This window comes from Acetobacter cibinongensis (assembly GCF_000963925.1).
In the GTDB taxonomy this organism is placed as follows: domain Bacteria; phylum Pseudomonadota; class Alphaproteobacteria; order Acetobacterales; family Acetobacteraceae; genus Acetobacter; species Acetobacter cibinongensis.
Genome location: NZ_BAMV01000036.1, coordinates 1 through 23,479, shown reverse-complemented (window position 1 = coordinate 23,479; position 23,479 = coordinate 1). Strand labels below are relative to the sequence as shown.

Genomic DNA, 23,479 nt, shown 5'->3' with positions numbered 1-23,479 from the left:
CGAAGGTGTTGCGACGACCGGTTGAATCCGCCCAGCATGTGGGGTGTGGCCTTGGAACAATGTGATACCACCAATTAAAATACCCAGAGTACGACGATCATCAACGAACGGTCCGATCACATCGCTCGGCCGACTGACGTTGGATACAATGCGGACGGCCTTCATACCGGGAGGGAGCACGAACACGGCATGGCCATTGACCTCACGAACCGGACGAATCACTAAGCCGTTGTCCATCGTAAGGTGGAGGTTCATATCTTGGCTCAGTACAACCGGCAGGGTGCGCGCAGGAAGCGCACCCTGCTCAGCACGGCTGGAGATCGCATTAAAAATAGGTTCGACAAAGTCTCGAGAGACATCCAGCGGGGCCGCGGCATCCGCCCAGGTCAAATTACGGCTGACAGCCTTGTCGATAGAAACAACTTTAGTCTGCTTTGAGAAAGACGTTCGGTTTCCGGTATCGAGATAACTCTCCGTGAGCACCCCGTCCGCCATGACAACGGCATGTTGAGCTGTCTCGATATGGTAGTAATCGTAAGATAAGATCGTCTTGTCGAAGAAAATTGAACGACCATTGACGAGCATTCGAGCTGGCACAAATTTGCCGTGAAGCAAAAGACAGTGCTCACCCGTGATCAGCAGATCCTTAAACGGCACGCCATCAGAGAGTGAATTTTTGAGAATACGTACCGGGTAGCCAGCTTCATCGTCAGCCAACTCCGGACGCACACTACAGTGCTTTGTGCCAACCCAGACCAATCTGCTTACTGTGCTGAGATTTTTTACCGGGCACCATGTCAGAATGTCATCACCTACATGGAGAGACTGAACGGGAATTAGACCGGAAGGGGTATGAATCAGGGTACCGGCAAGGAAACAGACCTGAACTTTGATCCCACCTGCACCATCATCCATGATATCGATAGGGCCAGAAGAATACTGACCCGCAAGTGCCGTGGACACCGTCTGCCCTGCTGCAGAAACGGTAAGAATGCCAGCATTATTGATAAATGCCGTAGCGCCAGATGCATAGTTTAGGCCACGGAAATCGAGCGTAGCACCAGACGCGAGAAACGTTTTATCGGCCACGGCACCAGAACTGAGAACGAGTGTTGCGCCAGAGAGCACCCTTTGAGACGTAACAATACCTCCTGACATGACACTCTCAGTCCCTCCTGAAAGTGTATTATTAAGTGAGACGCCGCCGCTGGAAACAGTCAGGGTCGCACCACTAAAGAGCGTCTCCTGGTGAAGATTTGCACCAGCCATGACTGTGGCGACTGTGCCGGAATAATACTTGTTGTTAAATGAAACGCCCCCGGAAAAAGTAAGCTTACCTCCAGAAAATACGTTATTTTGGCCCGTGCCGCTGACAAGGACGAGCGACCCACCGGTAAAGGTGGCATCCCGCAACGTGCCCCCGACAATTCTGATGGTTCCGCCTGACAGAACTTTTGTACCTGAAGCAACGCCAGCGATTTCCATTTTACCAGAGGCCGAAATGGTATCTCCGCGAACAACAGCGCCTTCCAAAGCAGCAAGTGTGCCACCAGAGGAGACTATGTTCCCACCAGCCATACCTCCACTTGATACGGTTAGTTTCGCGCCGGCCAAAATGGTTTCCCACGCCACATGAGCACCCGATAAGACGGTTTCGCTCCCACCGGACAAGATATTTGAAACTGCGTTTCCGCCTGAGGACACGACAATTGAACCACCAGACATGATGGTTCCGCGCTCTGCGATCCCGGAGGAAAGCACCACCACTTTGCCACCAGCAAAGACACTATCTCCAAGTGCAATTCCGCCGGACGCGGCTGTGATGCTACCGCCAGAGAACACCGTGGAAGCGGAAGTCACGCCCCCACTGTGAATACTCAATGAGCCGGATTGTATCCATGAACTATTCAAAACCTGCCCAGAAGAAACTACGACCGTTGCACCGGAAACCCGGGAGCCGGAAATAACGGTACTATTGGGTCCTACAGGTGATTTTGAATTAGCCGACAAAGTCTTGCTGACAACAGGAACAAGATCATCCTGAGAATAAACCTTGAGGTTTGTCCATTCGCTGACCGGTTGATAATTCGTAAAATTCTCGTTCCAGTAAGCTGCCCATGAAATATAAGGCAAGCTTGCGTAAATTGTCTGGGTAACCGGAGCGGAAGACGCATCAGTCGGCGTGACGCTAAAATTCCACTCCCACATCGTCCGGGCATGGTTTACATAATAGACTTGATGACCTTCAATTTTCGTATAATAGCCGGGAAGAAAGGTGACCTGTGCACCTCGGGTAATAGAATAGGTATATGTTTTGCCCACCGCAAAATTGGTCGAGACATATTGAGGAAGGCTATTCTGGAGATAGGCGAGTGCTTGCGGATCATTAAGGGAATAGCCTGTGTTGTCATCGGCTGTGCTCACCAGTCCGCCCCAGTTAATTCGCCACGGTTTAGGCCCTAAGATTTGTTGCCCACCGTGCGCCCAAGCCCCATCTTCAAAATTGGCTTGAAGTGCGAAGAATTGCAGTCCTTGTGAACTTGTTGAGTGAATTGTCACATTAATGGAAACAGAGGTCACATGCGTCCGAAAATCAATAGGAAGATACTGATTATCAGCCCCTGTCTTTGAATTTGGAATTGTGTGCGTAAACGTATCGTTCGTATAGTTTGTTACTGTATTGAAAGTGGCAATGTTGTTGATACTGCCCGAGGATAAAACAAGACCGCTTATTACTGTTCCTGACGTTGCTGAAATATGACCACCAGCCAACACCTTCAGATCGTGCCCGACAGCCCCACTGACAATATCAAGAACACCCCCACTCTGGACTGTAAGGCCAGCCAGCACGGCACCTGATAACGCTGAAACGACAGCTCCCCCTAAAACGATCGTCGAGTTGCTATCGTATGGAGCCTTTGGTGCAGCCATTGAGGTGTGGCCACTAACATAATAGGTAGCACCATCAATATTTACGGCCTCCCAGATACCTTTAGAAATTACCGTTGCCATCTAACTTAACCCGCCTATAGTTAGTATTTTATTGACAAATTTTTTATTCGAATAAATAACCGGCAATAACAAATATATTTTGTTCTAATTTTACATAACTTTATTAATAAACAATTTAATTTTTACTGTAATTAATTCCAAACAATTCTTTGTTCTCAGGGACATGCCTGTGATTATATTTCCCCAATATCAATAAAGAAAATGCGAGCAGAGCGGAGCTCTATTGAGCGGCCCGATCAGGATAAGACTCTCTCCTAGATACCAATGAGAGCAAAGACGAACATCCACTGTTTGAGTTTGCGCTGCGGTCAAACCCCCGCTCATCCTGAGCGGAGCAATTTGTCTGAGGAGCAGAAAGAATACTGGATGATAGAACTTGGCTGTTTCGTTAACATTTAATGCAGGCGGATGCTATTGGCGCTCCATTCAACTGCTTTGATGCACCCAATGGAAACCCGGCTATATATATAGTTAGATTATTAGCCGCAAAACTGGCGACAAAGCCAAAGTAGCCTCATCAAAATTCTTCAATGCTTATAGCATGCGTTCGTTCTAATTTAGAACAATGAAAGGCTGGCAGCATTTCTTAAAATATGGGGAACGATATATCGTGGCACTACCACGCAGCCAAGAACACAGCGAGGCTACAACTGCGGAATGTTGTGCGTTGTTGCCAGCTGGCAGAAAATGAATCATCCACCTGTCGTGGAGTAAATGGTTAAAAAGGTGGTGCGCCCTGCTGGATTCGAACCAGCGACCCACAGCTTAGAAGGCTGTTGCTCTATCCAACTGAGCTAAGGGCGCCTGCCTTGGCGTTGCAGATACCGACCACTGACCTAAAAATCAATGGGTCCAGTTCTGAATTCGGTCAGAAGCAAAATTATCAGCATACACTTTGGGGCTACGCACCCGTTCTACCGGCTGCTCGACCTCAGCCTCTATTTTTTTACGCTGCGCGTAGGCCACAGCCTCTTCGCAAGACGCAAAATAGAGCCGAATTTGTGATTGAGGGTCTGAGCCGCCTGACCATCCCATTAAGGGGTCCCGGCTGCGTGGGGCAGTTTGTCCGTATTCAAACACCCATTCTTGAGTGCTTGCCAGACCTGACTGGCCTGCTGCTTTTGGCTGCTTATAAATCCGTGCTGGCATGGTCATGCCTCCAGATAGATAGTGGTCGGGGCGCCCGGACTCGAACCGGGGGCCTCTTGTACCCAAAACAAGCGCGCTACCAGGCTGCGCCACGCCCCGAACGAAGCGGAACCTAAGCGCCATTCGTCCGGTTGGCAACCCCAAAAGTGAAAAAAATCAGTTATTTGTGCTCTTTTGTTTTGCTGGCCAGCGGCGGGACAAACAAAGGAGCCGTATCCCATGGGAACAAAACCCAGGTATCCTGCGGGACTTCCACTACAAACTTGTCTGTCAACGCTTTAGCAGCGGGTTTGGCATACAGGCATGCGAAGGTCGCTTTGGGCAGTTTCTCGCGTACCACGCGTGCCGTCACACCGGAATCTACCAGGTCATCAATAACCAGAAAGCCTTCGCCATCTCCGGCGGCGTCCGGTGACTTGATGATAGAAGGCTGTCCGCGGTCTTCTTCATCATAAGTTACTACTGAAATGGTTTCCACCAAACGGCAGTTGAGTTCCCGCGCAATAATGGCGGCTGGGATCAGCCCCCCGCGCGTAACAGCCACAATACCTTTAAGGGGCAGTGCTGGCACGAGTGCCTCAGCCAAAAGGCGGGCATCCCGGTGCAGTTGGTCCCATGTGACAGTCGCGTAGTTTACGGCCATCTGGCGCTTATTCCTTACTTAACAGTAATCTCTCAGGCCAGCTCCCCCGGCCCTTTCGGCGCTGTTCTGCCACTACCCGCCCCTGTGCTGCAAACCTGTTTCTCTGAAAAGCGCATTTTTCCGGGTCATTTTAAGGGGCAAGATCCATCATCCTGTTATTTTGCCCCTACAGATTTTTACAAACGTAAATTTTTTCCTGAAAAGAACTTTCTGACTTACCGCGCTTTATTACGGAACAGAATGAGGCCAACCGCGTGGCGATGGAGAAGTTTGTCTCTCTAACCCATTGATTAACGCAGTGGTCTGTTCACTGTGTAACAGAGCTACAGGACTGCAAGAGGCGCAGTCCTTTGTACCGAGGCAGAACAAGGAACCGTTCGATGACACACAACATCATAAGAAACGCCATGACGGCTGCCGCTTTTATTGCCACTCTGGCGCTTGCTGGATGTGGGGACAGATATGATTCCGGCGCACGCGCTGGCTCTGGGGCCCTGATCGGTGCCGGTGGGGGTGCCGCTATTGGCGCGCTGGCTGGTGGCGGTACAGGCGCAGCCATTGGCGCACTGGCCGGGGGTGGCACTGGGGCAGCTGTAGGGGCAGCCACAACACCGCAGCGCCCACGCCGCTAAGCGCATACTTTGGCTGGGGGATAACTGGATACCTCCCCAGCCATGACGCCGTGCCATTCTTTTAGAGCCAAGGCGGGCGTATTTTCCTAATTTATGGCTATTTTCTCCCATCATGGGGCCACTCTGGCATAGCGCTGTAAAAAGTCTGACGCTAAAAGAAAAGGCATGACAACACAGCCTTCTCCCTTCGCGTCCTCCCCTATCGTGCTGGACCATCCGCTTATTCAGCACAAACTGTCCCATCTTCGGAAAGCTGAGACATCAACCGCAGGCTTCCGCCGTTTGGTGCGTGAACTCAGCCTGCTGATGTGCTATGAAGCCACCCGCGACCTGCCTCTGGAAACTGTTGAAATCACAACACCGCTGGAGACAACGCACGCCAAGCAACTTGCTGGCCCGGATGTGTGCTTCATTTCTATTCTGCGTGCTGGCAACGGTTTGCTGGACGGTATGCTTGATCTTGTTCCCTTTGCTCCGGTTGGCCATATAGGGTTGTACCGCGACCCCAAAACACTTGAGGCCGTGGAATACTATCTGAAGCTTCCCACGCAAATATCATCTCGCCGCTGCGTTGTTGTCGATCCGATGCTGGCAACTGGTCACAGTGCCGCCGCTGCCTTGACACGCCTGAAGCAGGAAGGTGCCCAGCGCCTGCTGTTTGTCTGCCTTCTTTCCACTAAAGAAGGGATTGCCTATCTGGCAGAAACACACCCTGATGTGCCGGTCATTACCTGTTCGATAGACCCGACCTTAGATGACCACGGCTATATTCGTCCCGGCCTTGGGGATGCAGGCGACCGTCTTTTCGGAACCAAGTAGTCTCTCGCCCAGCAGAACTATCAGGATAGACCCAAACAAAAAGGGGGGAGGGCCACGTGCCCTCCCCCCTTTTTAATTATCACCTTACTCCAGGCCTTACGCCTGAACAGCTTTACAGTTCAAAGCGTATGCCCCCTCTGAACGTACGGCCCAGCAAGCTGCTATAAGTAGAGTTAGCAGCCAGCCCACTTTCCGGCAGGATAAGAGGTGAAGAATTGGCAAGGTTGGTAATATTCAGGAACACCTGCATTTTGCCAAAATCCTGATACTGCATTTTATAAGTAAAGTTCATATCAAAGTAGAATGTGCCCTTAACCTTGTTGGAATCTATCGTAGGATAATACGCGCTGTAGGCCGGGCAGTTAGACGCGCACTGTATGTAGCTGTTTGAGTAATTGCCCGCACTAATACCGCGCGCAATGGCCGTTACACTAAAACGGGACATGCTATAGGTAGCCGAGAAACGGTAAATCCAGTTTGGTGGCCCGGAAGAGCAGCAGTTTTGTCCTGCCAGATCAATTGCGGGACTAAGCCCGGAGTCAGGCACATAACTCAGGTAATTTGTTGCCTGACCATGCACGGTGAAGGTTCCGCCCACACCTGGGAAGATACGCCGCACCGGAAATTGGTATGATGCATCAATATCAATGCCACTTGTTGTAATCTTGCTGAAGTTGAACGGACTTGCCTTGAACAGCAGATCTCTCTGCCCTGATGGGTCCACGCCATAAGATGAACAGAAGCTCTGGTTGCCCTGATAGCACTGGTCAATAATATCCTGCGAATAGAACTGCTGGATAGCGTCCTTCAGCTTGATATGGAACCAGTCAACCGAGATGGAAAGCCCTGGCACAAACCGGGGCGTAATGACTGCACCCACCACGGTAGAGGAGGCTTTTTCCGGCCGTAACTTGCTGTTGCCCGTAGTCGTTTCCATAATTGTGCTGGTATCACCCGTAAACGGGTTGAGCACCGTGCTCGTGCGGGATGTGCCTGCCTGGTACAGTTCGTTAATGTTTGGAGCACGGATATCGCGGGACTGGGTAGCACGGAACAAAACATCCTCAATCGGCTGCCAGGTTCCCCCTACTTTCCATGTCGTCACATAGCCGGATGTGGAATAGTCTGTGCCACGCACGGCACCATTAAAGGCCAAGCCGTGTGCAAGCGGCACTTCTGTTTCCAGATAAGCTTCCTTGACGTTATAGCCACCAAAGGTGGGCAGGAAGTTGCCGACAGACCAGCCGGAACGATATTCGGTTGGCACATAGCCAGAAGCCCGCTCATCACGGTATTCACCGCCCACCGCAACGCTCACATCCCCCGCCCATGTTGCAAAGGGGGTCATGGACAGGTTGACGCCTGACACAATTTCCTGAAATTTTTGGTCGCGGTACGGATTGCCCAGAATATAGTTTTTTGCATCCTGAGACATCACACCCGTGCCCAACCAGTTGGCAGGCGCACAGCCGTTCCCCGGATTGGTCAGTGTGGACCGACACACAATTGAACCAGCCGGAATACCCGCAGCATTGCCAGCAGGGGCAAAAACAGCATCGGTTGCCCTAAGCTGGTTTGCGGTATTCATGACGTTGTAAATCTGCTCGTGCGTGCGTGTTGCGCTATATTGTGCATAGGCGCTCCAGGAGGCGCGCTTGCCGAACATTTCAAAATTGCCTTCACCACCAACAGTGTAACGCTGGACACTACGTTTGTTGTCGGTTTTACGGTAGGGCATATCCCGCGCAGTTGTACCGAGCCGGGCAGATGTCACCCCCTTAAGGGCATCTGCTCCCAGCGCGTTCTGGAGGTAGGCGTTATCGCCGGTCAGGTTGATGGAAGACAGATACTGTGGGCCAGCGTTATAAACATACTCGTTCCAGTTGTAGGACCCTTCCGCATACAGGTTGGCCCAAGGGGCAACCTTGTAACTCAGGCGGCCAAACAGGTTTCGGCGGTCACTCCCCGGAGACAGGCCGATGTTACGGCCGTTATCTGCCAGCGCGTAATCCCCGCCAACGGATGTTGTGGAGGTTGCGAGAGAACCATAATTATAGTGGTTAATACTCCCCCCCTGCCCAAAATAAATTCCTTTGAGAGAATTGGCCGTGCCACCCACGGATGAGTTGATAATACCGCCCGGCAACGCATTATTGGTACCCGCAGGCGACCGGACAATATAATAAGGCTGGCCGTTACCCGCTGCATAAGCAGGGTTAGAAATAATGCGGCTGTTATTCTCGTTCCATTTACGGTCAACCTGATAAATGCCATCCGTATGAGCGTAGTCTCCGCTCAGCAACACATGGCCTTTATCGTGAGCAAACCCGAAACCACCAGCGGCAGACGCTGAATAGTTTACACCGTCCCCGTAGGTAGAAATTCCGGAATCTGCATTCACTTTCAGCCCGGTAAAGGTTTTATCCAGCACAAAGTTGGCAACGCCAGAAACGGCGTCAGAACCATATTGAGCCGAAGCGCCACCCGTTACCACATCCACACGTTTTACCAACTGCTGTGGCAAGGTGTTAACGTCTACCAGGCCTGTAATAGAAGACGGGGCAGAACGGCGGCCATCCAGCAGAACAAGGGTACGGACCTCCCCCAGGTTCCTGAGGTTGAGGGCATTAATGCCTGCGGTGCCGCCGCTCAACGCCAGGCGAGAGTTTTCGGGCGTTGTGCTACCGGCAAACTGTGGCAACTGGTTGACCAGATCTGCCAGATTGTTGGTGGGAGACTGGTTTTGAATATCACTACGGGTCAGCACACTTACGGGTGTGGGTGTTTTGGAATTGCGGTTTGCAATACGGCTCCCCGTAACCATGATCACTTCATCAGATGTCTCTTTTTTAGCGGCGGGTGTTTTCAACGCAGCCTTGGTCGCTTCTTTCTTTTTGCTTTTGGTTTTGTTTTCGGTTTCCTTTTCAAGCGTATCTACTGCCGGTGCCGCATAGGCTGCATTTACTGAGAGGACAGCCAGTCCTGAGGAAAACGTTCCGCACAGAAATAGGATTTTCCGCATATTTCTGGATATTATCATCACAGCATATCCTCATCTAACGTGATGGCACCACGCACATTATTACGATATCGGATTAATCATGCCTGCATTGCGTTTTTATGTCGATTTCGGAATTAAATATATCCGTTAACCATAAGTTATGAGGTTACTGGCACCTGCCATAAGTTGCCCATCAAAAACGCTGCATTATCCGCCTTCAGCATGTCAAGATCAGGACCGGTGGGATAAAAGCCTGACGGCAGTACCATCTGCGGCCAGATAATGCCGTGCGCTTCCATAATGCGGCTGTGAAGCCATTGCCATGTTGCTTTTTGCCGCACACCCCATGTGAGCAACGTCACAAGGTCATTATCGCCCAGCCCCGTATAATCCCACAAAAGCAGACAGTGGCCGCCCCATGACCCCGGCGTGTTGTCGCCCGTGCGGTCCGTGTCCCACACCCCCGGCGCCTGATCAGCGGCGGCGAGTTGCACGCCGAGATAAGCGCAGCCCATACCCGCCACAACCAGCGCGAGTGCGTTACGGTCCTGCGGGTCAACCGTGCCCCAGAGCGGGTAATACGTCCCGTGGTCCAGATGATAGCCATCCCTGCCCGCAATCCCTAGAACGTCTACCTCAATACCCCCTTGATCGGACTCGGCATTGGCAGGCCTGTAGCCTGTGCTTTCGCTGTAGAACCGGACAGCATCCCCTGTGCTGACGTCGATCTGGTAGCCTGCCAGAGATGCCGTTGCCCGAAGGTGATTGGCGATTCCTACGCTGGTGCAGTCACCAATTTGGTCGTTCGCCAGCATCAACGGTGCCGGATCAATATGGTCACGCACAAGTCTGGCCGGGGCTTTGCGCGCCATCATGCGCAGGCCGGACAGGCGCGGCTGATTGTGGCGGGTTACAGCCGGTTTGCAGCCTAGCTTTCTCATTTATGGGTAATCCATTTCTCACAGGCCAGCACCAAAGGGCGGCAGGCGGCATAGGGGCCAGAGAGCGTGGCGCTTGGGCCGGTATATTCAATCTGGACCACACGCCCCTGCCGCAACCGTGCGACAAGGTGGCATGTTCCGTGGCCACCAATGTCCAGTTCAAACGACAGAGGCGTTTTGAGCGTGAGCGGCCCCTGCACCTGCGCATCCTGCCGCCATTCAAGCACCTCGCCGTCTGGCAACGCCTCGCGGTTGTCGGGAACGCCAGCGCAGGCAATCAGGGCTGAGCGGTCTGTGCCTATCAGGTCATGACGGGCCTGCGTGGGGATGCTTGAGCAGGAGGCCAGAAATACACAGACGGCTATCAGCCCTCTGGCCAGCGCCGGTCTCGACCCCCGCGATTGAGCAGAAGCGCAATCCCGATTGTCGCCAGCGTGACAAGGCTTCCACCCATGCCACACAGGATGTAAGTGCTCATACACCAAGCACAGCCAGCGCAGTGGCTTCGCTCATTGGCGTTGGCGCAGCGCGGGCCACGCCAACGGACACAATCAGGGCCGTGAGCAGAGACAGAATGGTCTCGGCGGCAGAAATGGCGGTGTTTACCTTGCTGATTGTGTCGGCGGTGGCTGCCGTACTTTCAACCCCGGCAATGCCCTGCTTGGCATAGGCCAGAGCCGTTTGCAGGTCAGCAATAATGCTGTTTACCGCCGTTTTCACACTGGTGCTGTCGTAGCTGACGGTGGCCGCGCCATTTGCTGCCGTATTGATCTGGTCAATGGCGCCCACAATCCCCGTTGCCGCAGCATTAATGAGCGCAACCAGTGCAGCCCCAAGGGTGGCCGTAACCAGCGGCACGGACAGAATTGTGTTTGCAAAGTTCTGAGCCGCTTTTGCATAGGCATCCACTTTGGCGACATTCAGCGTCACGCTGGTGACATTGCCAGATTTTGTGAGCGTGCAAGCAGCCAGCGCAGTCGCGCAGGCCAGCAGACCAGAGGTACGGAGAAAATTACGGCGAGACTTTACCATTGGCGTTCATCCAATAAAAAAGCCGCCTCAGAGGGCGGCCGGTGGTAGGGAGAGTGGAGAGCGTTCAGGACGCAGGGAGCGTTTTTACTTTTGAAAATTAGGGAATCATGCGTGGTCGCCAGCAACATTGCTTCAATAGCGCGCCAATCGTCAGGCTTAATCCAATAAGTATTGGAGGCTGCCGGACATAGGTGAAAAATTTTGAAGCAATTCTTTAAACCTTTGCGGCTTTCTGGAAATATGGAAAGGTACCGGACACAGTGCCTTTTCGCGTCTAAATTTTGAAAGCATCTTTCCAGAACACAGCCTGTCCCATTGCATCACCGTATGCCGGGACTACCACTTTGTCGCGATATGTATGAAAAACTGCTCTAAGAGCCTCGTATCCGACGATACGCCTGTAAGCAGCTGTAGCGCTGTATTTTGCAGAACGGGCCTGTAGCGAATGAAATTCTGCCACATATCGTAATATGTGACTCGTTTAGCTGGCCGTGACCACAAAAAGAAAGCCGCGAGCCAACTTGGCATGCGACTTTCCCTATTTTGACAAAATAGCTCCGTCAATACTGGCACGTCAATAGAAATTAAAATCAATACAGGAAATCTTTTAGGTAAGCTGATTTTGGAAATTCAAAATCATGCCAACATAAAGACAAATATCAATGCAGCGTTACATCAGAATAGTTTTGAAATTTACTCACAGAACAAAATCTATAAAAAATATGAGTATTTGGGAGGCTATAAAACGCAGAAACAAGAGTTTTGCGGTGTATTTAAATTATATGGGAATACCTGATGGCGGAAGGGGTGTCCCCCTAACTGATGTGTCTGCATGGGTCTCGGCGTTTCACAAACCCTAGAGCAACTGCCAATTTATTCAATCGAATGTGTCTGCGTGGGTCTGGACGAGCCTGTGAAGTTCTGATTTTAAGAGGGGTAACAAGAGGGGTAAACACCATGAGCCGTCTCCCACCCAATCGTCTGACTGCCCTGCATATCTCCCGTCACAAGAGCGGAAGCATATGTGACGGAGGGGGATTGTGGCTTGTGGTGTCTGGTGGTTCACGGTTGTGGGAATTGCGCTTCAAGTCTCCCGTAACCGGCAAGCGCCGCCAAATGGGATTGGGGAGCGCGTTTGACCTCTCACTTGCCGATGCGCGTTCCCGTGCTTCTGACTGCCGCCGCCTGCTCAAAAGCGGCCTTGACCCCATAGTGGAGCGTGAAAAGGATAAAGCAACACGCAAGCTGGAAACAGGGCTGTCTTTTGAAGAAGTGGCCACCCGCTACATTCAGGAACAGACCCCCGGCTGGAAAGACCACAAGGCAGCGGCAACGTGGACGGGCTCCCTTTCGCAGCATGTTTTTTCAGTGTTCGGCAAGAAGGCCGTGCGAAACATCGACACTCAGGACGTACTGGCCGCCCTCCGTCCAATATGGACAGAAAAGACAGAAACAGCGGGACGACTTCGAGGCAGGATTGAACGCATTCTGGACTATGCTCGTGCGCAGGGATGGCGTGAGGGTGAAAACCCGGCACGATGGCGCGGCCATCTCTCCGCTACCCTGCCCCCACCGTCAAAGCTGATGAAGGTTCAGCACCACAAAGCAGTAGGATGGAAGGATATAGCCCCGGTTATCACTGCCCTGCGCGCATCGGAGGGGATTGCAGCCAAGGCAGTACGCTTCTGCTGCTTGACTGCCGCCCGGTCTGGAGAGGTGCGTAACGCTGCCTGGTCCGAAATTGATATGACCGCCCAAATCTGGACCATCCCTGACCATAAAATGAAAGCTGGCCGTGAGCACCGCGTGCCCTTATCTGATGATGCTCTGGCTATCCTTCAGGAAATGCTACCCCTCCGAGATAAACATGCGGGCGATCTTGTCTTTCCTGGGCACAAAAGTGGCAAGCCTCTGTCTGATGTAGCCTTGAGCAAAGCCCTCCACCTTGCGGCCAAGACGAAGGACGTAACAGTCCACGGCCTGAGGTCCACTTTTCGAGACTGGACTTCTGACACCAGCGCTTGCCCGCGTGAAGTTGCGGAAATGGCCCTTGCCCATGCCATAGAGAACAAGGTTGAGGCTGCTTACCGCAGGACTGATCTACTCGATCAGCGCCGTCCTCTCATGGAAGCCTGGGCGGAACAATGCCGAGAGTGAGGCTAGAGCCTGTCCGGCATTACTTTTTCTGGTCGTGACGGTCGTGACAGTCGTGACGGCCTCTAAATATGGCTGGAGTCTGCCGATTTTGAGAGTGTGCATGTGTCACGACTGGCAAAAGAGCCGGTCGTGACGGTCGTGACACCCAGCAAACCCAGCCCGTACTATGCTGCCAGATTCACCCAGAGTTATTTCATTGGGGCTTTCTTATAAGAAAATGGGGGTTAAATCAGACTTGTGCGTCCGAAATTCGTCTGCACAAACTTTGGCGCAGTTCCCGCAGCCTCTGAAATTAGCGTTCTGAATATCAAGTTTTTGGAGGTTCTCAGAGCCAATCCCTCCTGCCGTTTTCTCACTAAGCCAGACCAAATAGTGGCTGAGCAACCTTAACATTTACTAACAGGCTGACGTTTTCGATTTCAGGTTTTTTCAGGTTGCTCGTTTGCTCAGAGCCGCTGTTATCAGCAAAGGAACTGCCTCAGGTCGCCTGTTAGCAGGCGGAGGAGCTTTCCTGTTCATGGCCTGTAAAATCAGGTCATCTTGTTGCTTGCCACCGTTATCAGCGGACGTGTCTCTTTTTTAGCGCGGGAAATGCAGCCTCGCGCGCGCGTATTGTGCAACTCGCCATGGGTCAGCCCCACCGGCACCCGAACCGCGCCATGCAGATATCGTTTAGAGCCTCATCACGCCTCCATTCCTCATCGAAAGCGGCCTTGCAGATACGATGATACGTTGTGCGGTGCATCCCCTTAGGCCGGGACGGCCCCCGTGAAGACAAGCCGCCTCCGCAAGTCCCACCAACCCGTTTCAATAGCTTTTCTTCTCTCATCCATGACCGGCCTATGGCGTCCACATTCCGGCTTTCATAGGTCATGTTGAAACAATGCCGACACGCAAGCTGCTTGGAATTGCTTGACAGGTGCAGGGTCGAGACCCTCCTCGCACAATATGGGCAGATCATCCAAGGCCGCCTGCCTCCATAATTGCAGTCTGACCATGAAACACTAATGGGCATGACAACGTGCAGGCTCTCTCGGTCGGCTTCCACATTCCATGACAGCCGCAGCGTGTCGTCTGCGAAGGTGCCTTCCATGTCATCGCAGCCACTTCCTGACCATTTAAGACTGGCTGACCACCCCTCTGTTAGTGCCCCCATCTTCGCCATAGCGCCAATCTTGATCTGTTTTGCTGCACCTACGCGGGGCCGCCCTTCATAGGGCCGACCTGAGCCAAAACCTCCCATGATTGAATTATTCCCTCTGGTATTTCCGAAATCATTAGGAAAGTTATACCATACTTTGCGGCATACCATGATTGAAACCGCAGAAAACTGCCGTTTTTTATTCATAAAGTAGTGCAGGGATTTCAGTATTTTTCAGTCATTCCGTTCCGACATTCCCCGGCATTAAATGTCAGGCTTTATCAGGCTCCTCGTTCTCAAAAATCGCGCTGTAAATGTCAACATTTGTCAACACGGAAAGCTCTGCTTTTAGCTGGGAAATGTGGTTTATTTCTTTGTACTGAATGCCCCACCTGTACTATGATTCTTGCCATGTTCTTATACTGCTGGAGGGGTACTTTTTGATCCGAGAAATAGACTATACCGTCACCACTGAGGGCCCTGACAAAGGGAAAGAGTTCGTGATTTCTCGCATGCCAGCTTTTCAGGCAGAGCGATGGGGGCGCTCATTTCTCCACGGTGCTACAGTTGATACTCCACTTGAAGCGAGGGCAGTCTATGCTGGCGCCATTGCTGAGGTGGCCCGCTCAGTAATAGGCCTAAATGTGTTGCGCTCTATGCCACCGGCCTTTTCTGATCCGCTGGAAAAAGATCTGCGGGATTGCATCAAGATTAAGCCAGACCCTGAGCGTCCCAGCATAACCCGATCCATCATCGATTCTGATTTTGAAGATATCGGCACCTTTATTGACCTCCAGCAAAAGGCGTTCGAGTTCAACACTGGTTTTTTTCAGGCCGTCTCCCGCTCCCTGCCGCCATTGGCTTCAGACCAAACCCACCAGGAGCGGGAGACTTTCTCAACTACCCCAACCTCAGCCCCCTCATTGGAGCCGTAATCCATGCGCGGATGGCAACCCTTGGAGAGCTCCAGACCATCTACGACGCTGAGGATCTCTATGACATGGCGGAGCTTCTGGTTATCGACCAGCACAACCGATATGTGGCGCAGAGAGCCGCTGATAGGGAAGCGCGCTCTCGTCAGTAAGGTGGCAATCTGATGCCGCTGCTTCCAATAGCTTTGCCGTCTGTCTGGGATATTCCCGTTGCTGCGGGTGTTCCCGCGCTTTTGGGGCAGTCCGTGACCGATGGCGTCCGGGCGTCTGCGTCAACAATCCTTGCGACCGCGCTTGAAGACTACACAATCAACAAGAGCGCAAAAGAGTGGGGGATTTTCAGCCAAGATGGTCAGCCGTTAGCCGCGTCTTCGCACGTTCTTTCCCTTGGCGTCATTCAAGAAAGCCGGATAACCAACGCTCCAATGGAGCAAGGGGCTTTTGCTTCCGTAAATAAAGTCTCCATGCCCAACTTAGTGCGCGTGATGCTGATTTGTGATGGAGACCTCCCTACGCGCGAAACACTCTACAAGGCTGTGCAAGCTGCTGCTGCATCCACGAGCCTCTTCAGCATAGCAACCCCTGAAGCTACTTATCTGAATATGAACATCACGCATGTAGAGCGAGACATACGCCAAGGGGCATCTCCTTCAATGCTGCGGCTCATGATTGGCGCTGAAGAAGTGCGAGGGGGCGCCAGAGCAAAGCTTGCCAGAACAGGAGCCAGCGCCTTGACAACAAAAGAGCCATCCGGCGCCCCCCTCATCAATATAGGGCAAGTGAACCCCGTGCCCGTGACAAGTGGAAGCTAAAACATGCAGGCCATCCCTTTAACTCCCACACCATCGCAATCCTTGGCTGTCTTGCTGGGCGGTCAAAATGTCGGGGTTGTTCTGCGCCAGCGTAGTAACGGGCTGTATGCCGATATTGCCCTGAATGGGAGGACAATCCTTGTAGGGGTCATCTGCCAAGACAGAACGTTGCTTGTGGGACGCTCCTACCACGGGATGAAGGGCGATCTCGTCTTTGTTGACCAATACGGGAAAACTGATAGCAACCCAACATATGATGGCTTGGGCAGTCGCTACGTCCTCTATTGGATTGAGCCTGGAGAAACAATCCCGTGACGAGCGCGGTCATTGATTCCCTTGTCATCTCTCTGGGCTTGGATGCCAAGGGGGTCGTAAAAGGCTCTCAGCAAACAGAAGGCGCGTTGAATCGTCTGCGCGCGCGTCTGGGTGATAATGCCAAGGGGATCGAGAGGGACCATACTCGTGTAGCTGAATCTGTCAGGAATGTCCGTGAGCAGGTTCTGGGATTGCTCACCGTTGTCACGGCGGGTCGAGGCTTAAATGCCTTCTTTCGGGAGACTAGTGCCAACGTCGTAGCGACGCGAAATTTCTCACAAACTATCGACACCTCCACGGCATCCCTTGGGAAGTGGGAGGCTGCTGCCCGCATGGCCGGAGGGAGTGCGGAGGGTATTCGGCAGACCTTCTCCTCTATCAGTTCCTCCATATCAGAATGGGATTTGAACAAGACCTTTTCTCCTCAACTCCAGCAAATGCAGCGCTCGGGCATTGCGGTTCTGGATGGGAAGACAGGCAACGCCTCCAGCACGGAGCAGATTTTCAAGAATGCCCTCCGCTATCTGTCTGCCATCAAAGACATGCGCAGGCGTACGCAGCAGGCCAGAAGCTTTGGTTTCGGAGATGGGGTTCTTCCTCTGGTCAATTCAGGCTCTGGCGCCATTCAGCGGATGCTGCACGAGGCGCAGGAAGATGGAGCTGAGGTTACAGAACAGCAGACCAAGGCCAACGCAGCGCTTGTGCGTTCTCAGGAGCGCCTCGGCACCTCCACCTCAGCGTTGGGCCGACAGATTGAGAGCGACTTCGCCCCCCAGGTGGCCAAGGTGAATGACCTGATCCGGGCGACTACTGATACCATCAGGCAGCATCAGACGATTGCGGACGCTGCATTTGCCGGAGTCTCTGCTACAGCCCTAGCTCTTGGTGTGGCCATAGCCGGTCCTTTTGTCGCGGGGTTTGTGGCTGCAAACGCGGGCGTTTTGGCTCTAGCTGCCGGGTTTGGCGCTGTGGTGACGGCGGGAAGTTATTTTTATAACGACTGGTCATCATGGATGAGCGGGGGCGTGTCTGAATTTGGCGCCTTCTATCAGTCTGTTTCCAATGGCTGGGCCAAGATTGAAAAAATCGGCTCGCGCACCGTAACCAAACTCCGCCCTGCGTGGGAGAGCTTTGAACATGGAGCAGAAGAAGTCTGGGAAGCTTTCGCTTCTCTTTTCACGGAAGATTCAGACACGATCCGGGCGCGCTGGCTGGTTTTGACGAGTGATGCCTCTGACGCATGGGGCAAGGCCATGGGATCCCTGCAGGCTGATTGGAGTCGTTTTAAGAAGGCCATACAGACCGATGCCCCCGCAGTTAGGCGGTGGCTGGAAAGTATGCTGCATCGTGGGGAGAGCGCTGCTAAGTCCGCCTGGCACTACGTCGAGGAAGGATCCGCTAAGGTTGGGCATTACATCGGAGGCCGTGCAGAGGCTATGCACGGCCTCCTTGCTCCTCGCGGCATCCGCAACAATAACCCCGGCAACCTTCGCTCATGGGCTGGGGCTGGATCAGATGGGCAGTTTGCGCAGTTCTCCACGCCGGAGGCAGGGCTCAATGCCATGGCTCAGAACCTGCAAACCTATATGCGTAAACGCGGCCTCCAGTCTGTACGCGGCATCATATCCCGATGGGCTCCGGCGTCAGATGGCAACCTTACAAATGACTATATCGCTCAGGTCTCAAAGGATATGGGGGTTAACCCAGATTCCCGGCTGAATGCGTCAGACGTGAACACAGTTGCCAGCCTGATGCACGCGATTACTCGCCGTGAAAATGGTTATGACCCCTATGCCGGCCTGAACCAGGCCGCCGCACAGCAGGCCATCGCTCGGAACCAGCCCGCGGCAGGCCCCCCGCAGGAGGTTCACCATCATGCGCACAACACGTTCAATGTGAATGTCAGCACTCGGGCTACCGATGCGCGGGGTACTGCGCACGCTGTGAGCCGAGAGTTAGCGACCGTTACCAATACAGGGATAAATTGAGCATGGTCGAGCAAGCGAATGCGGCTTCTCTGGAGACGTTCTATAAACGCAAAATCAGTCTCACGTTTCGGCTTGGCCGCGGGCAATTCGGCGTCAGCGGCTCACAGGAACTTCATGTAAGCGGCCATCGTATTCAGGCAACAATTAATATGGTCGGAGGGGTAGCTGGGTCATCTGCCGAATTGCGCGTGTACGGGCTTTCCCAGACCCTGATGAATGACTTGAACCAGCCAGTCCTGACGCCCAATGCGGACGGTGGCCGAAACAATACAATCATCATCACGGCCGGCAATGAAGGGGGGCCTCTTAGTCGGATTTTCCAAGGCAACATCGTCTCTGCGTGGCAGGACAATTCTGACACCCCAGACACATGCCTGAATGTTTATTCTACGGCCATGGCGTTCAGCTCTTTGGCTGATTACCCTTCGTCCAGTTACAAGGGCATAGCCAGCATTGCTGACGCGGTGGGCACAATCGTTCGCAGCCTCGGATTTATCTTTGAAAACGACGGTGTGACCGCGCGTGCTTCGGATATTGTTCTAACGGGTAGTAGCGCCCAGCAACTGGATGAGCTGGCACGCATGGGGCGCTTCCAGAGATTCTTTGATAACGGCACATACGTCATCTGGCCGGAAGGTAAAGGACGCTCAAACCTCATTACAGACGTATCGCCCGCAACCGGCATGATTGGATATCCGTCGTTCACCGGGAACGGCCTGAATTTCAAGACAGTACTCAGGCCAGAGATCCGCTTTGGTCAGTCTCTAAAGGTCACAAGTGACCTACTCCCCGCTTGTGGGATTTGGAACATAAAAACAGTGACACATGACATTGAGAGCGAGACCCCAGGAGGCGAGTGGTTAACCAGCATTGAGACGACGCGACCGCTTTACGGAGATAGTGGCTCCCCTCCGGGGGCATCGTCATGAGCGGGACAGACCAGAGCGCCTATCTTGGACAAGCTCAGGCATCTGACACTGCAGGATCCGTGAACCCCATTCTATTTGCAATCCGGCAGCAGATGGCGCGCATGGCCGGGGCCACTCTGGTGCAGGTCAAATCTGTCTCTGCAAAAGGTCTGGAGCCGGTCGGATTTGTGGATGCCATACCCATGGTGCAACAGGTGAACGGGCGTGGGCTGCTTTCCCCTATGCCGATGATCTATAATCTTCCCTACCTCCGCCTACAGGGCGGCAAGAGTGCGGTTATCGTAGACCCTATTGTGGGTGATATTGGGCTGGCCGTATTTGCAAGCCGCGATATTTCCAATGTTAAGCAGGCCCGCGCACCGGGGGCGCCCGGGAGCCATCGCATTCATAGCTGGAGCGATGGGCTCTATATCGGCGGCTTCCTCAATGGCACTCCAGAAGAATACATCTGGCTGACAGGCGATGGTGTAAAGGTGCAGACGAAGGGAGAATTTTCTGTCTCCGCCAGCAGCGCCACGTTCGATTGCGACATCACCACTTCTGGTGACGTGAAAGCGGGCAGTATCAGCCTCACGAAACACACTCACCCCGGCGTGCAGCCCGGCAGCGGGACAACTAAGGCACCGGAGTGACCAAAGCGAGCCATGACTTCTCCCCTAGCCTCCAGAGAACCCTAAGAACACGGCGCTTGCGGCCCCCAAACAGGCACTATTGGGCATGCCTTCCGCGCATAGCATCCTGAAAGCCTCGCGAGCCTCAGAACATGCCAGAAACGCCTGCTTCATATCATTTGGTGATATTGGCTTCGGCAAACGCACGGTGCTGGTCCGCGCGCAAGAAGCTATTTCGTCGACCGCAGCCGGGTGAGCGCTTTTCATGAACGTGAGAGCTTGCATGTCGGCAGCCAGTTCGTCCTTGGCTGGGCGATTTGGGGTAAAGGGCGGAGGTAGGGCGAGGTCGTTACTGGCAGCATAAGCATTCAGCGCATCCACGGCAGAGGATGTTCCTGCCAAGCTTATCTGGGTCTTAGCCCCTCCGTCTGTCGTGAGTTCTCCCTCTAGAGCAGAGGTCAGTCCATGCACAAACGCCTTAGTGTCTTTTCTGCTTATCTCGGCAGAAAATAACGTCCCTTGCGGCAGGCTTTGGATGTTAAACAGATGCAGCGCATAGCTATCAAAACGGAGGTCAGCTACCGTAGCGCGAGTATCCTTGATGAGAACCGTCATAACGAACGCGCCTGACGGGCCAAGCTGGATTAGCAGATCAGCAACACTCTGGTGGGAGCCTATTGAGAACTTCTGTGGAGGAGCGCCTTTATGGAATTTCCACAAGTCACCGTATTCCGCAGCCCTTGCTGCCGACGACAGCAAAAAGATAGCGGCTATAACTTTCATTAGGTGCATTTCTCAACTCCATCCCCGCACTATCCAGATTGCCGACAGTGATGCTGTTGCCCGCCAGATTTAACAAGTATTCATTAGATATGAGGCGCAACCGACGAGCGCATGATGATGGGTGATCCTTGGTCGGCATTCGCTCCGTTTAGTGGTGATTTCGTCAGGAATCTGCCATTCATTTCGTTGTACCGGAGGCCCTGCCTGTACTATCATCAGGCATGGAAAAAACAGAGATTGCGCCGCCAGTTTACCGCATAGTTGTTCCTGGTCTTTTGCGTGCTAAAGGCCGCCCGCGTTTTGGTAATGGCCGGACTTTCACGGATGCAAAAACGGTGCAGGCCGAGAAGCATATCCAGCGTCACGCCATGGAGCAGATCGGCAAGCCATGCCTGACTGGCCCGCTGCATGTTTCCCTGACAATAAGCATTACCCCTCCGCCGTCATGGAGCAGGAAGAAGACAGCGGATGCGCTGGCAGGTCACATCCTGCCGACCAGCAGGCCGGACATAGACAATCAGATGAAGACTGCCGCTGATGCTCTGAATGGTATCGTCTGGAAGGATGACGCCCAGATTGTGGATGCTATCCTGTCGCGCCGCTATGGGCCGGAGAGTGCGACCGTGATCGAGGTGCGCCCGCTATGACCGGCAAGGATTACCCGCCTATGCAGAATTGCACAGGTTCAGAAACTACCGGGATGCCGGGGGTAAGGCCCCACAATAGGGGAATTAAAGAGCGGAGCAGGAATCCCTGCTCACCCCACAAGAGACGCATTCCCCGCAAGCCAAGCCCTGCCCAGATTGAGCGGTTTGAAGCCCTCCGTGCGCGGGTGATGAGGATACCGGGAAGTCGGTAGGTGCCTCGGGGAATTTCCCGACTGCCCCACAAGGTTGAATTACCACTTACAGAATAAGCAATCTCGCCAATGACGATTTTGCTCCCCACGTTGGGAGAGCGTTGCTCATATCTGAGCAGCGACTGGCTAATACGCGATAATGGACATTATCACGTCTTGATCGTGTGGCCCCGACCGTGGCGCAGGTTTTGGGTAGCTAGTCTGTTGATATTTTGGGTACCCAGATTGGGAACCCACCTTCTAATGAAGCGCTTCAGCCTTAGGATTGCGAGAAAGTTGGTGTGATGCTGAATATCATGGGCATGGCGGTCATAGGATTTCTAACGTGTTTGGTTGTCGCCCAGGTGGCGGATAAGGCGCTCTCTTTCTTATTTTTTAGAAAGTAAGCGGCACCTGTGTAAGAACACAGAAGAAATATCAGAAGCAAATGCCGAGAGTACAGCCACCGGAGGGTTCCGGGGCCAGTGTGATGATTGCCGCCACTAGCAGGAGCGCCAAGGACAACAGAGCGAAGGTACATATGGCCAATGCTTTCATGCTGCCGCGTCCATCTTCTCTCCTGGCTTGATGCCTGTTTGTAATACCATGACTGCTCTCAATTCCTTTTAGGTGTGGTTACTGTTGCCTGCATGGAGACCTCACACTGCTTCTGTAGCCTCTGCATGGCTTCTGGAGGCATAGGGGCGGTCATCATGGAACGATAGTTCATGCAGGCTGACGTATCACCCAGCCGTTGGCGAGGCTGTTGGGCACAGCCAGAAAGCATGGCTGTCAGTATGATTATTGTGATCCAGTTATAAATCATGGTTATTACGTCCAGTCCTTCCTTAAACCCATGCAGTCTCTCCTAGTGTTCCTTTTGCTCGTAACTAGTTCTTCACTGCTATGGGAGAACTTCTGACCAGAGCGCGCCCTGTGCCAAGCTTGTAGCTACCCTCCGGCTACCTGTCTCGTCTAGCCCTCTTCCGAGAAGGCAAGCTCGGCTCCATTCTTTATCAACAAGCTTAGAGTAAAAGCATGTGCCCTCTCTGCTGAAGGCTCGGGAATGCTCTGTTTTTTCATCTCTGGCTTGGCGCTGCCTCCTGCCCGTTCAGTCCCGCTTTAACTAGCTCTTTCGCTTAGCCTGTTCATTATGAACACTTCATACTTGCGCCCGCTACTGGCCAACCGTACTGTCCATTATGAACAGAAGGTAGAGCAATGACCGCACGGCATAAAAGCAAACTCAATCTCGATCTTCTGGCGAAAATATGGGCGCTGGCTGAGCAGGGTAACGCTGGCGAGCAGGCTGCGGCCCAAAACCGGGCTGAGGCACTGGTAAAGCCTCACGGCTACACACTGACAGATGTGCCTGACCTGCTGCTCACGGAGGGGTATCTGGACGACGACCCCCAGCCCTCCGCAGGTGGCTTCACCTTCTATGACATAAGCAATCCGGCACACTGAACTGCCCCGGGTTTACCGGAGAGCGATTTGTTCAGTAATCAGGCAGCGATATCAAGTCTGCTCTGATCTGCATAGAAGGCGCGTTCGGCTTCGGCGGGCGGCCTGTAGCCGATTGGCGCCAGCAGGCGTCGGTTGTTATACCAGTCCACCCATCTGAGGGTTTCCCATTCGACCTGCGTCATGGATTTCCATGGCCCCAGATGATGGATGACTTCGGCCTTGTATAAACCGTTGATGGTCTCAGCCAGTGCATTGTCGTAGCTGTCACCAACCGTGC

General features: G+C 53.2%; 22 protein-coding genes and 2 tRNA genes. 11 read left to right on the top strand and 13 right to left on the bottom strand.

Going from position 1 to position 23,479, the window contains the following annotated elements; translation table 11 throughout:
- The 5 genes from Abci_RS12940 to gpt form a co-directional block, all read right to left on the bottom strand.
- Nucleotides 1-2,931, bottom strand: a 2,931-nt coding sequence (locus Abci_RS12940) for a Hint domain-containing protein (RefSeq protein WP_219810314.1), incomplete at its 3' end; no start/stop codon positions are given.
- An 808-nt stretch (nt 2,932-3,739) separates the two neighbouring features.
- Nucleotides 3,740-3,816: transfer RNA gene (locus tag Abci_RS12935), tRNA-Arg, on the bottom strand.
- A 39-nt stretch (nt 3,817-3,855) separates the two neighbouring features.
- Entirely contained in the window at nt 3,856-4,161 is a 306-nt protein-coding gene (locus Abci_RS12930; protein WP_048839598.1) for an ETC complex I subunit, read from the bottom strand.
- Between the two features lie 22 nt (nt 4,162-4,183).
- Nucleotides 4,184-4,260 (bottom strand) — tRNA-Pro (locus Abci_RS12925).
- Nucleotides 4,261-4,321: 61 nt separating this feature from the next.
- Nucleotides 4,322-4,804, bottom strand: coding sequence for a xanthine phosphoribosyltransferase (gpt, locus tag Abci_RS12920; protein ID WP_048839593.1), 483 nt, complete (start codon nt 4,802-4,804; stop codon nt 4,322-4,324).
- A gap of 380 nt (nt 4,805-5,184) precedes the next feature.
- Between gpt and Abci_RS12915 the strand changes: the two genes are divergently transcribed.
- Both Abci_RS12915 and upp read left to right on the top strand, forming a co-directional pair.
- Nucleotides 5,185-5,436 carry a hypothetical protein gene (locus Abci_RS12915; RefSeq protein WP_048839592.1) on the top strand — a complete coding sequence of 84 codons (252 nt, stop codon included), beginning with the start codon at nt 5,185-5,187 and terminating at the stop codon, nt 5,434-5,436.
- Nucleotides 5,437-5,601: 165 nt separating this feature from the next.
- Nucleotides 5,602-6,255, top strand: a complete 654-nt coding sequence (gene upp / locus Abci_RS12910; RefSeq protein ID WP_048839591.1) for a uracil phosphoribosyltransferase — start codon at nt 5,602-5,604, stop codon at nt 6,253-6,255.
- 112 nt (nt 6,256-6,367) lie between these two features.
- On the opposite strand, the gene Abci_RS12905 is transcribed toward upp, so the two are convergent.
- The 4 genes from Abci_RS12905 to Abci_RS12890 all read right to left on the bottom strand — a co-directional run bounded on the left by Abci_RS12905 (nt 6,368) and on the right by Abci_RS12890 (nt 11,229).
- Nucleotides 6,368-9,295, bottom strand: coding sequence for a TonB-dependent receptor domain-containing protein (locus Abci_RS12905; protein WP_240554686.1), 2,928 nt, complete (start codon nt 9,293-9,295; stop codon nt 6,368-6,370).
- Nucleotides 9,296-9,414: 119 nt separating this feature from the next.
- Nucleotides 9,415-10,197 carry a hypothetical protein gene (locus Abci_RS12900; RefSeq protein WP_048839590.1) on the bottom strand — a complete coding sequence of 261 codons (783 nt, stop codon included), beginning with the start codon at nt 10,195-10,197 and terminating at the stop codon, nt 9,415-9,417.
- Nucleotides 10,194-10,679 carry a hypothetical protein gene (locus Abci_RS12895; RefSeq protein WP_244877690.1) on the bottom strand — a complete coding sequence of 162 codons (486 nt, stop codon included), beginning with the start codon at nt 10,677-10,679 and terminating at the stop codon, nt 10,194-10,196. Before Abci_RS12895 ends, Abci_RS12900 begins: the two co-directional genes overlap by 4 nt.
- Complete coding sequence (locus Abci_RS12890; protein WP_048839589.1) at nt 10,672-11,229, bottom strand: twin-arginine translocation signal domain-containing protein; 558 nt, start codon at nt 11,227-11,229, stop codon at nt 10,672-10,674. Before Abci_RS12890 ends, Abci_RS12895 begins: the two co-directional genes overlap by 8 nt.
- Before the next feature lie 957 nt (nt 11,230-12,186).
- On the opposite strand from Abci_RS12890, the gene Abci_RS12885 reads away from it, so the two are divergent.
- The gene (locus tag Abci_RS12885) at nt 12,187-13,386 is read left to right on the top strand and encodes a tyrosine-type recombinase/integrase (protein ID WP_048839588.1); all 1,200 of its coding nucleotides are present in this window, start codon (nt 12,187-12,189) and stop codon (nt 13,384-13,386) included.
- Nucleotides 13,387-14,017: 631 nt separating this feature from the next.
- Here the strand turns inward: Abci_RS12885 and Abci_RS12880 are convergent.
- Nucleotides 14,018-14,629 (bottom strand): hypothetical protein, encoded by a 612-nt coding sequence (locus Abci_RS12880; protein ID WP_146807047.1) that lies wholly within the window; start codon nt 14,627-14,629, stop codon nt 14,018-14,020.
- A 398-nt stretch (nt 14,630-15,027) separates the two neighbouring features.
- On the opposite strand from Abci_RS12880, the gene Abci_RS12875 reads away from it, so the two are divergent.
- From Abci_RS12875 to Abci_RS12850, 6 genes are all read left to right on the top strand, one after another.
- The gene (locus tag Abci_RS12875; protein WP_146807045.1) at nt 15,028-15,462 is read left to right on the top strand and encodes a hypothetical protein; all 435 of its coding nucleotides are present in this window, start codon (nt 15,028-15,030) and stop codon (nt 15,460-15,462) included.
- A 161-nt stretch (nt 15,463-15,623) separates the two neighbouring features.
- Nucleotides 15,624-16,271 carry a hypothetical protein gene (locus Abci_RS12870; RefSeq protein WP_048839585.1) on the top strand — a complete coding sequence of 216 codons (648 nt, stop codon included), beginning with the start codon at nt 15,624-15,626 and terminating at the stop codon, nt 16,269-16,271.
- Between the two features lie 3 nt (nt 16,272-16,274).
- On the top strand, nt 16,275-16,586 hold the full coding sequence (locus Abci_RS12865) for a phage baseplate plug family protein (protein ID WP_048839584.1): 312 nt from the start codon (nt 16,275-16,277) through the stop codon (nt 16,584-16,586).
- Nucleotides 16,583-18,574 (top strand): hypothetical protein, encoded by a 1,992-nt coding sequence (locus Abci_RS12860; RefSeq protein ID WP_048839583.1) that lies wholly within the window; start codon nt 16,583-16,585, stop codon nt 18,572-18,574. Before Abci_RS12865 ends, Abci_RS12860 begins: the two co-directional genes overlap by 4 nt.
- A gap of 2 nt (nt 18,575-18,576) precedes the next feature.
- Nucleotides 18,577-19,503, top strand: a complete 927-nt coding sequence (locus Abci_RS12855) for a baseplate hub protein (protein WP_048839582.1) — start codon at nt 18,577-18,579, stop codon at nt 19,501-19,503.
- Nucleotides 19,500-20,135 carry a Gp138 family membrane-puncturing spike protein gene (locus Abci_RS12850; protein WP_084597676.1) on the top strand — a complete coding sequence of 212 codons (636 nt, stop codon included), beginning with the start codon at nt 19,500-19,502 and terminating at the stop codon, nt 20,133-20,135. The genes Abci_RS12855 and Abci_RS12850 overlap by 4 nt, the downstream gene beginning before the upstream one ends.
- Nucleotides 20,136-20,159: 24 nt before the next feature.
- On the opposite strand, the gene Abci_RS12845 is transcribed toward Abci_RS12850, so the two are convergent.
- Nucleotides 20,160-20,729 carry a hypothetical protein gene (locus tag Abci_RS12845; RefSeq protein ID WP_146807043.1) on the bottom strand — a complete coding sequence of 190 codons (570 nt, stop codon included), beginning with the start codon at nt 20,727-20,729 and terminating at the stop codon, nt 20,160-20,162.
- 389 nt (nt 20,730-21,118) lie between these two features.
- Here Abci_RS12845 and Abci_RS12840 point away from each other — a divergent pair, with 389 nt between their 5' ends.
- Nucleotides 21,119-21,544, top strand: a complete 426-nt coding sequence (locus Abci_RS12840) for a RusA family crossover junction endodeoxyribonuclease (RefSeq protein WP_048839580.1) — start codon at nt 21,119-21,121, stop codon at nt 21,542-21,544.
- A gap of 807 nt (nt 21,545-22,351) precedes the next feature.
- On the opposite strand, the gene Abci_RS12835 is transcribed toward Abci_RS12840, so the two are convergent.
- Entirely contained in the window at nt 22,352-22,561 is a 210-nt protein-coding gene (locus Abci_RS12835) for a hypothetical protein (RefSeq protein WP_048839579.1), read from the bottom strand.
- A gap of 395 nt (nt 22,562-22,956) precedes the next feature.
- On the opposite strand from Abci_RS12835, the gene Abci_RS12830 reads away from it, so the two are divergent.
- The gene (locus Abci_RS12830) at nt 22,957-23,202 is read left to right on the top strand and encodes an EH domain-containing protein (protein ID WP_048839578.1); all 246 of its coding nucleotides are present in this window, start codon (nt 22,957-22,959) and stop codon (nt 23,200-23,202) included.
- A gap of 38 nt (nt 23,203-23,240) precedes the next feature.
- Here Abci_RS12830 and Abci_RS12825 read toward each other — a convergent pair.
- The coding region (locus Abci_RS12825) for an integrase core domain-containing protein (protein WP_048839577.1) at nt 23,241-23,479 on the bottom strand (239 nt) is incomplete at its 5' end.

Coding starts and splice junctions, on each gene's coding strand:
- Abci_RS12930 (WP_048839598.1), bottom strand. CDS start 4,161: ATGCCAGCACGGATTTATAAGCAGCCAAAAGCAGCAGGCCAGTCAGGT.
- gpt (WP_048839593.1), bottom strand. CDS start 4,804: ATGGCCGTAAACTACGCGACTGTCACATGGGACCAACTGCACCGGGAT.
- Abci_RS12915 (WP_048839592.1), top strand. CDS start 5,185: ATGACACACAACATCATAAGAAACGCCATGACGGCTGCCGCTTTTATT.
- upp (WP_048839591.1), top strand. CDS start 5,602: ATGACAACACAGCCTTCTCCCTTCGCGTCCTCCCCTATCGTGCTGGAC.
- Abci_RS12905 (WP_240554686.1), bottom strand. CDS start 9,295: ATGATAATATCCAGAAATATGCGGAAAATCCTATTTCTGTGCGGAACG.
- Abci_RS12900 (WP_048839590.1), bottom strand. CDS start 10,197: ATGAGAAAGCTAGGCTGCAAACCGGCTGTAACCCGCCACAATCAGCCG.
- Abci_RS12890 (WP_048839589.1), bottom strand. CDS start 11,229: ATGGTAAAGTCTCGCCGTAATTTTCTCCGTACCTCTGGTCTGCTGGCC.
- Abci_RS12885 (WP_048839588.1), top strand. CDS start 12,187: ATGAGCCGTCTCCCACCCAATCGTCTGACTGCCCTGCATATCTCCCGT.
- Abci_RS12880 (WP_146807047.1), bottom strand. CDS start 14,629: ATGGGAGGTTTTGGCTCAGGTCGGCCCTATGAAGGGCGGCCCCGCGTA.
- Abci_RS12870 (WP_048839585.1), top strand. CDS start 15,624: ATGCCGCTGCTTCCAATAGCTTTGCCGTCTGTCTGGGATATTCCCGTT.
- Abci_RS12865 (WP_048839584.1), top strand. CDS start 16,275: ATGCAGGCCATCCCTTTAACTCCCACACCATCGCAATCCTTGGCTGTC.
- Abci_RS12855 (WP_048839582.1), top strand. CDS start 18,577: ATGGTCGAGCAAGCGAATGCGGCTTCTCTGGAGACGTTCTATAAACGC.
- Abci_RS12850 (WP_084597676.1), top strand. CDS start 19,500: ATGAGCGGGACAGACCAGAGCGCCTATCTTGGACAAGCTCAGGCATCT.
- Abci_RS12845 (WP_146807043.1), bottom strand. CDS start 20,729: ATGACGGTTCTCATCAAGGATACTCGCGCTACGGTAGCTGACCTCCGT.
- Abci_RS12840 (WP_048839580.1), top strand. CDS start 21,119: ATGGAAAAAACAGAGATTGCGCCGCCAGTTTACCGCATAGTTGTTCCT.
- Abci_RS12835 (WP_048839579.1), bottom strand. CDS start 22,561: ATGATTTATAACTGGATCACAATAATCATACTGACAGCCATGCTTTCT.
- Abci_RS12830 (WP_048839578.1), top strand. CDS start 22,957: ATGACCGCACGGCATAAAAGCAAACTCAATCTCGATCTTCTGGCGAAA.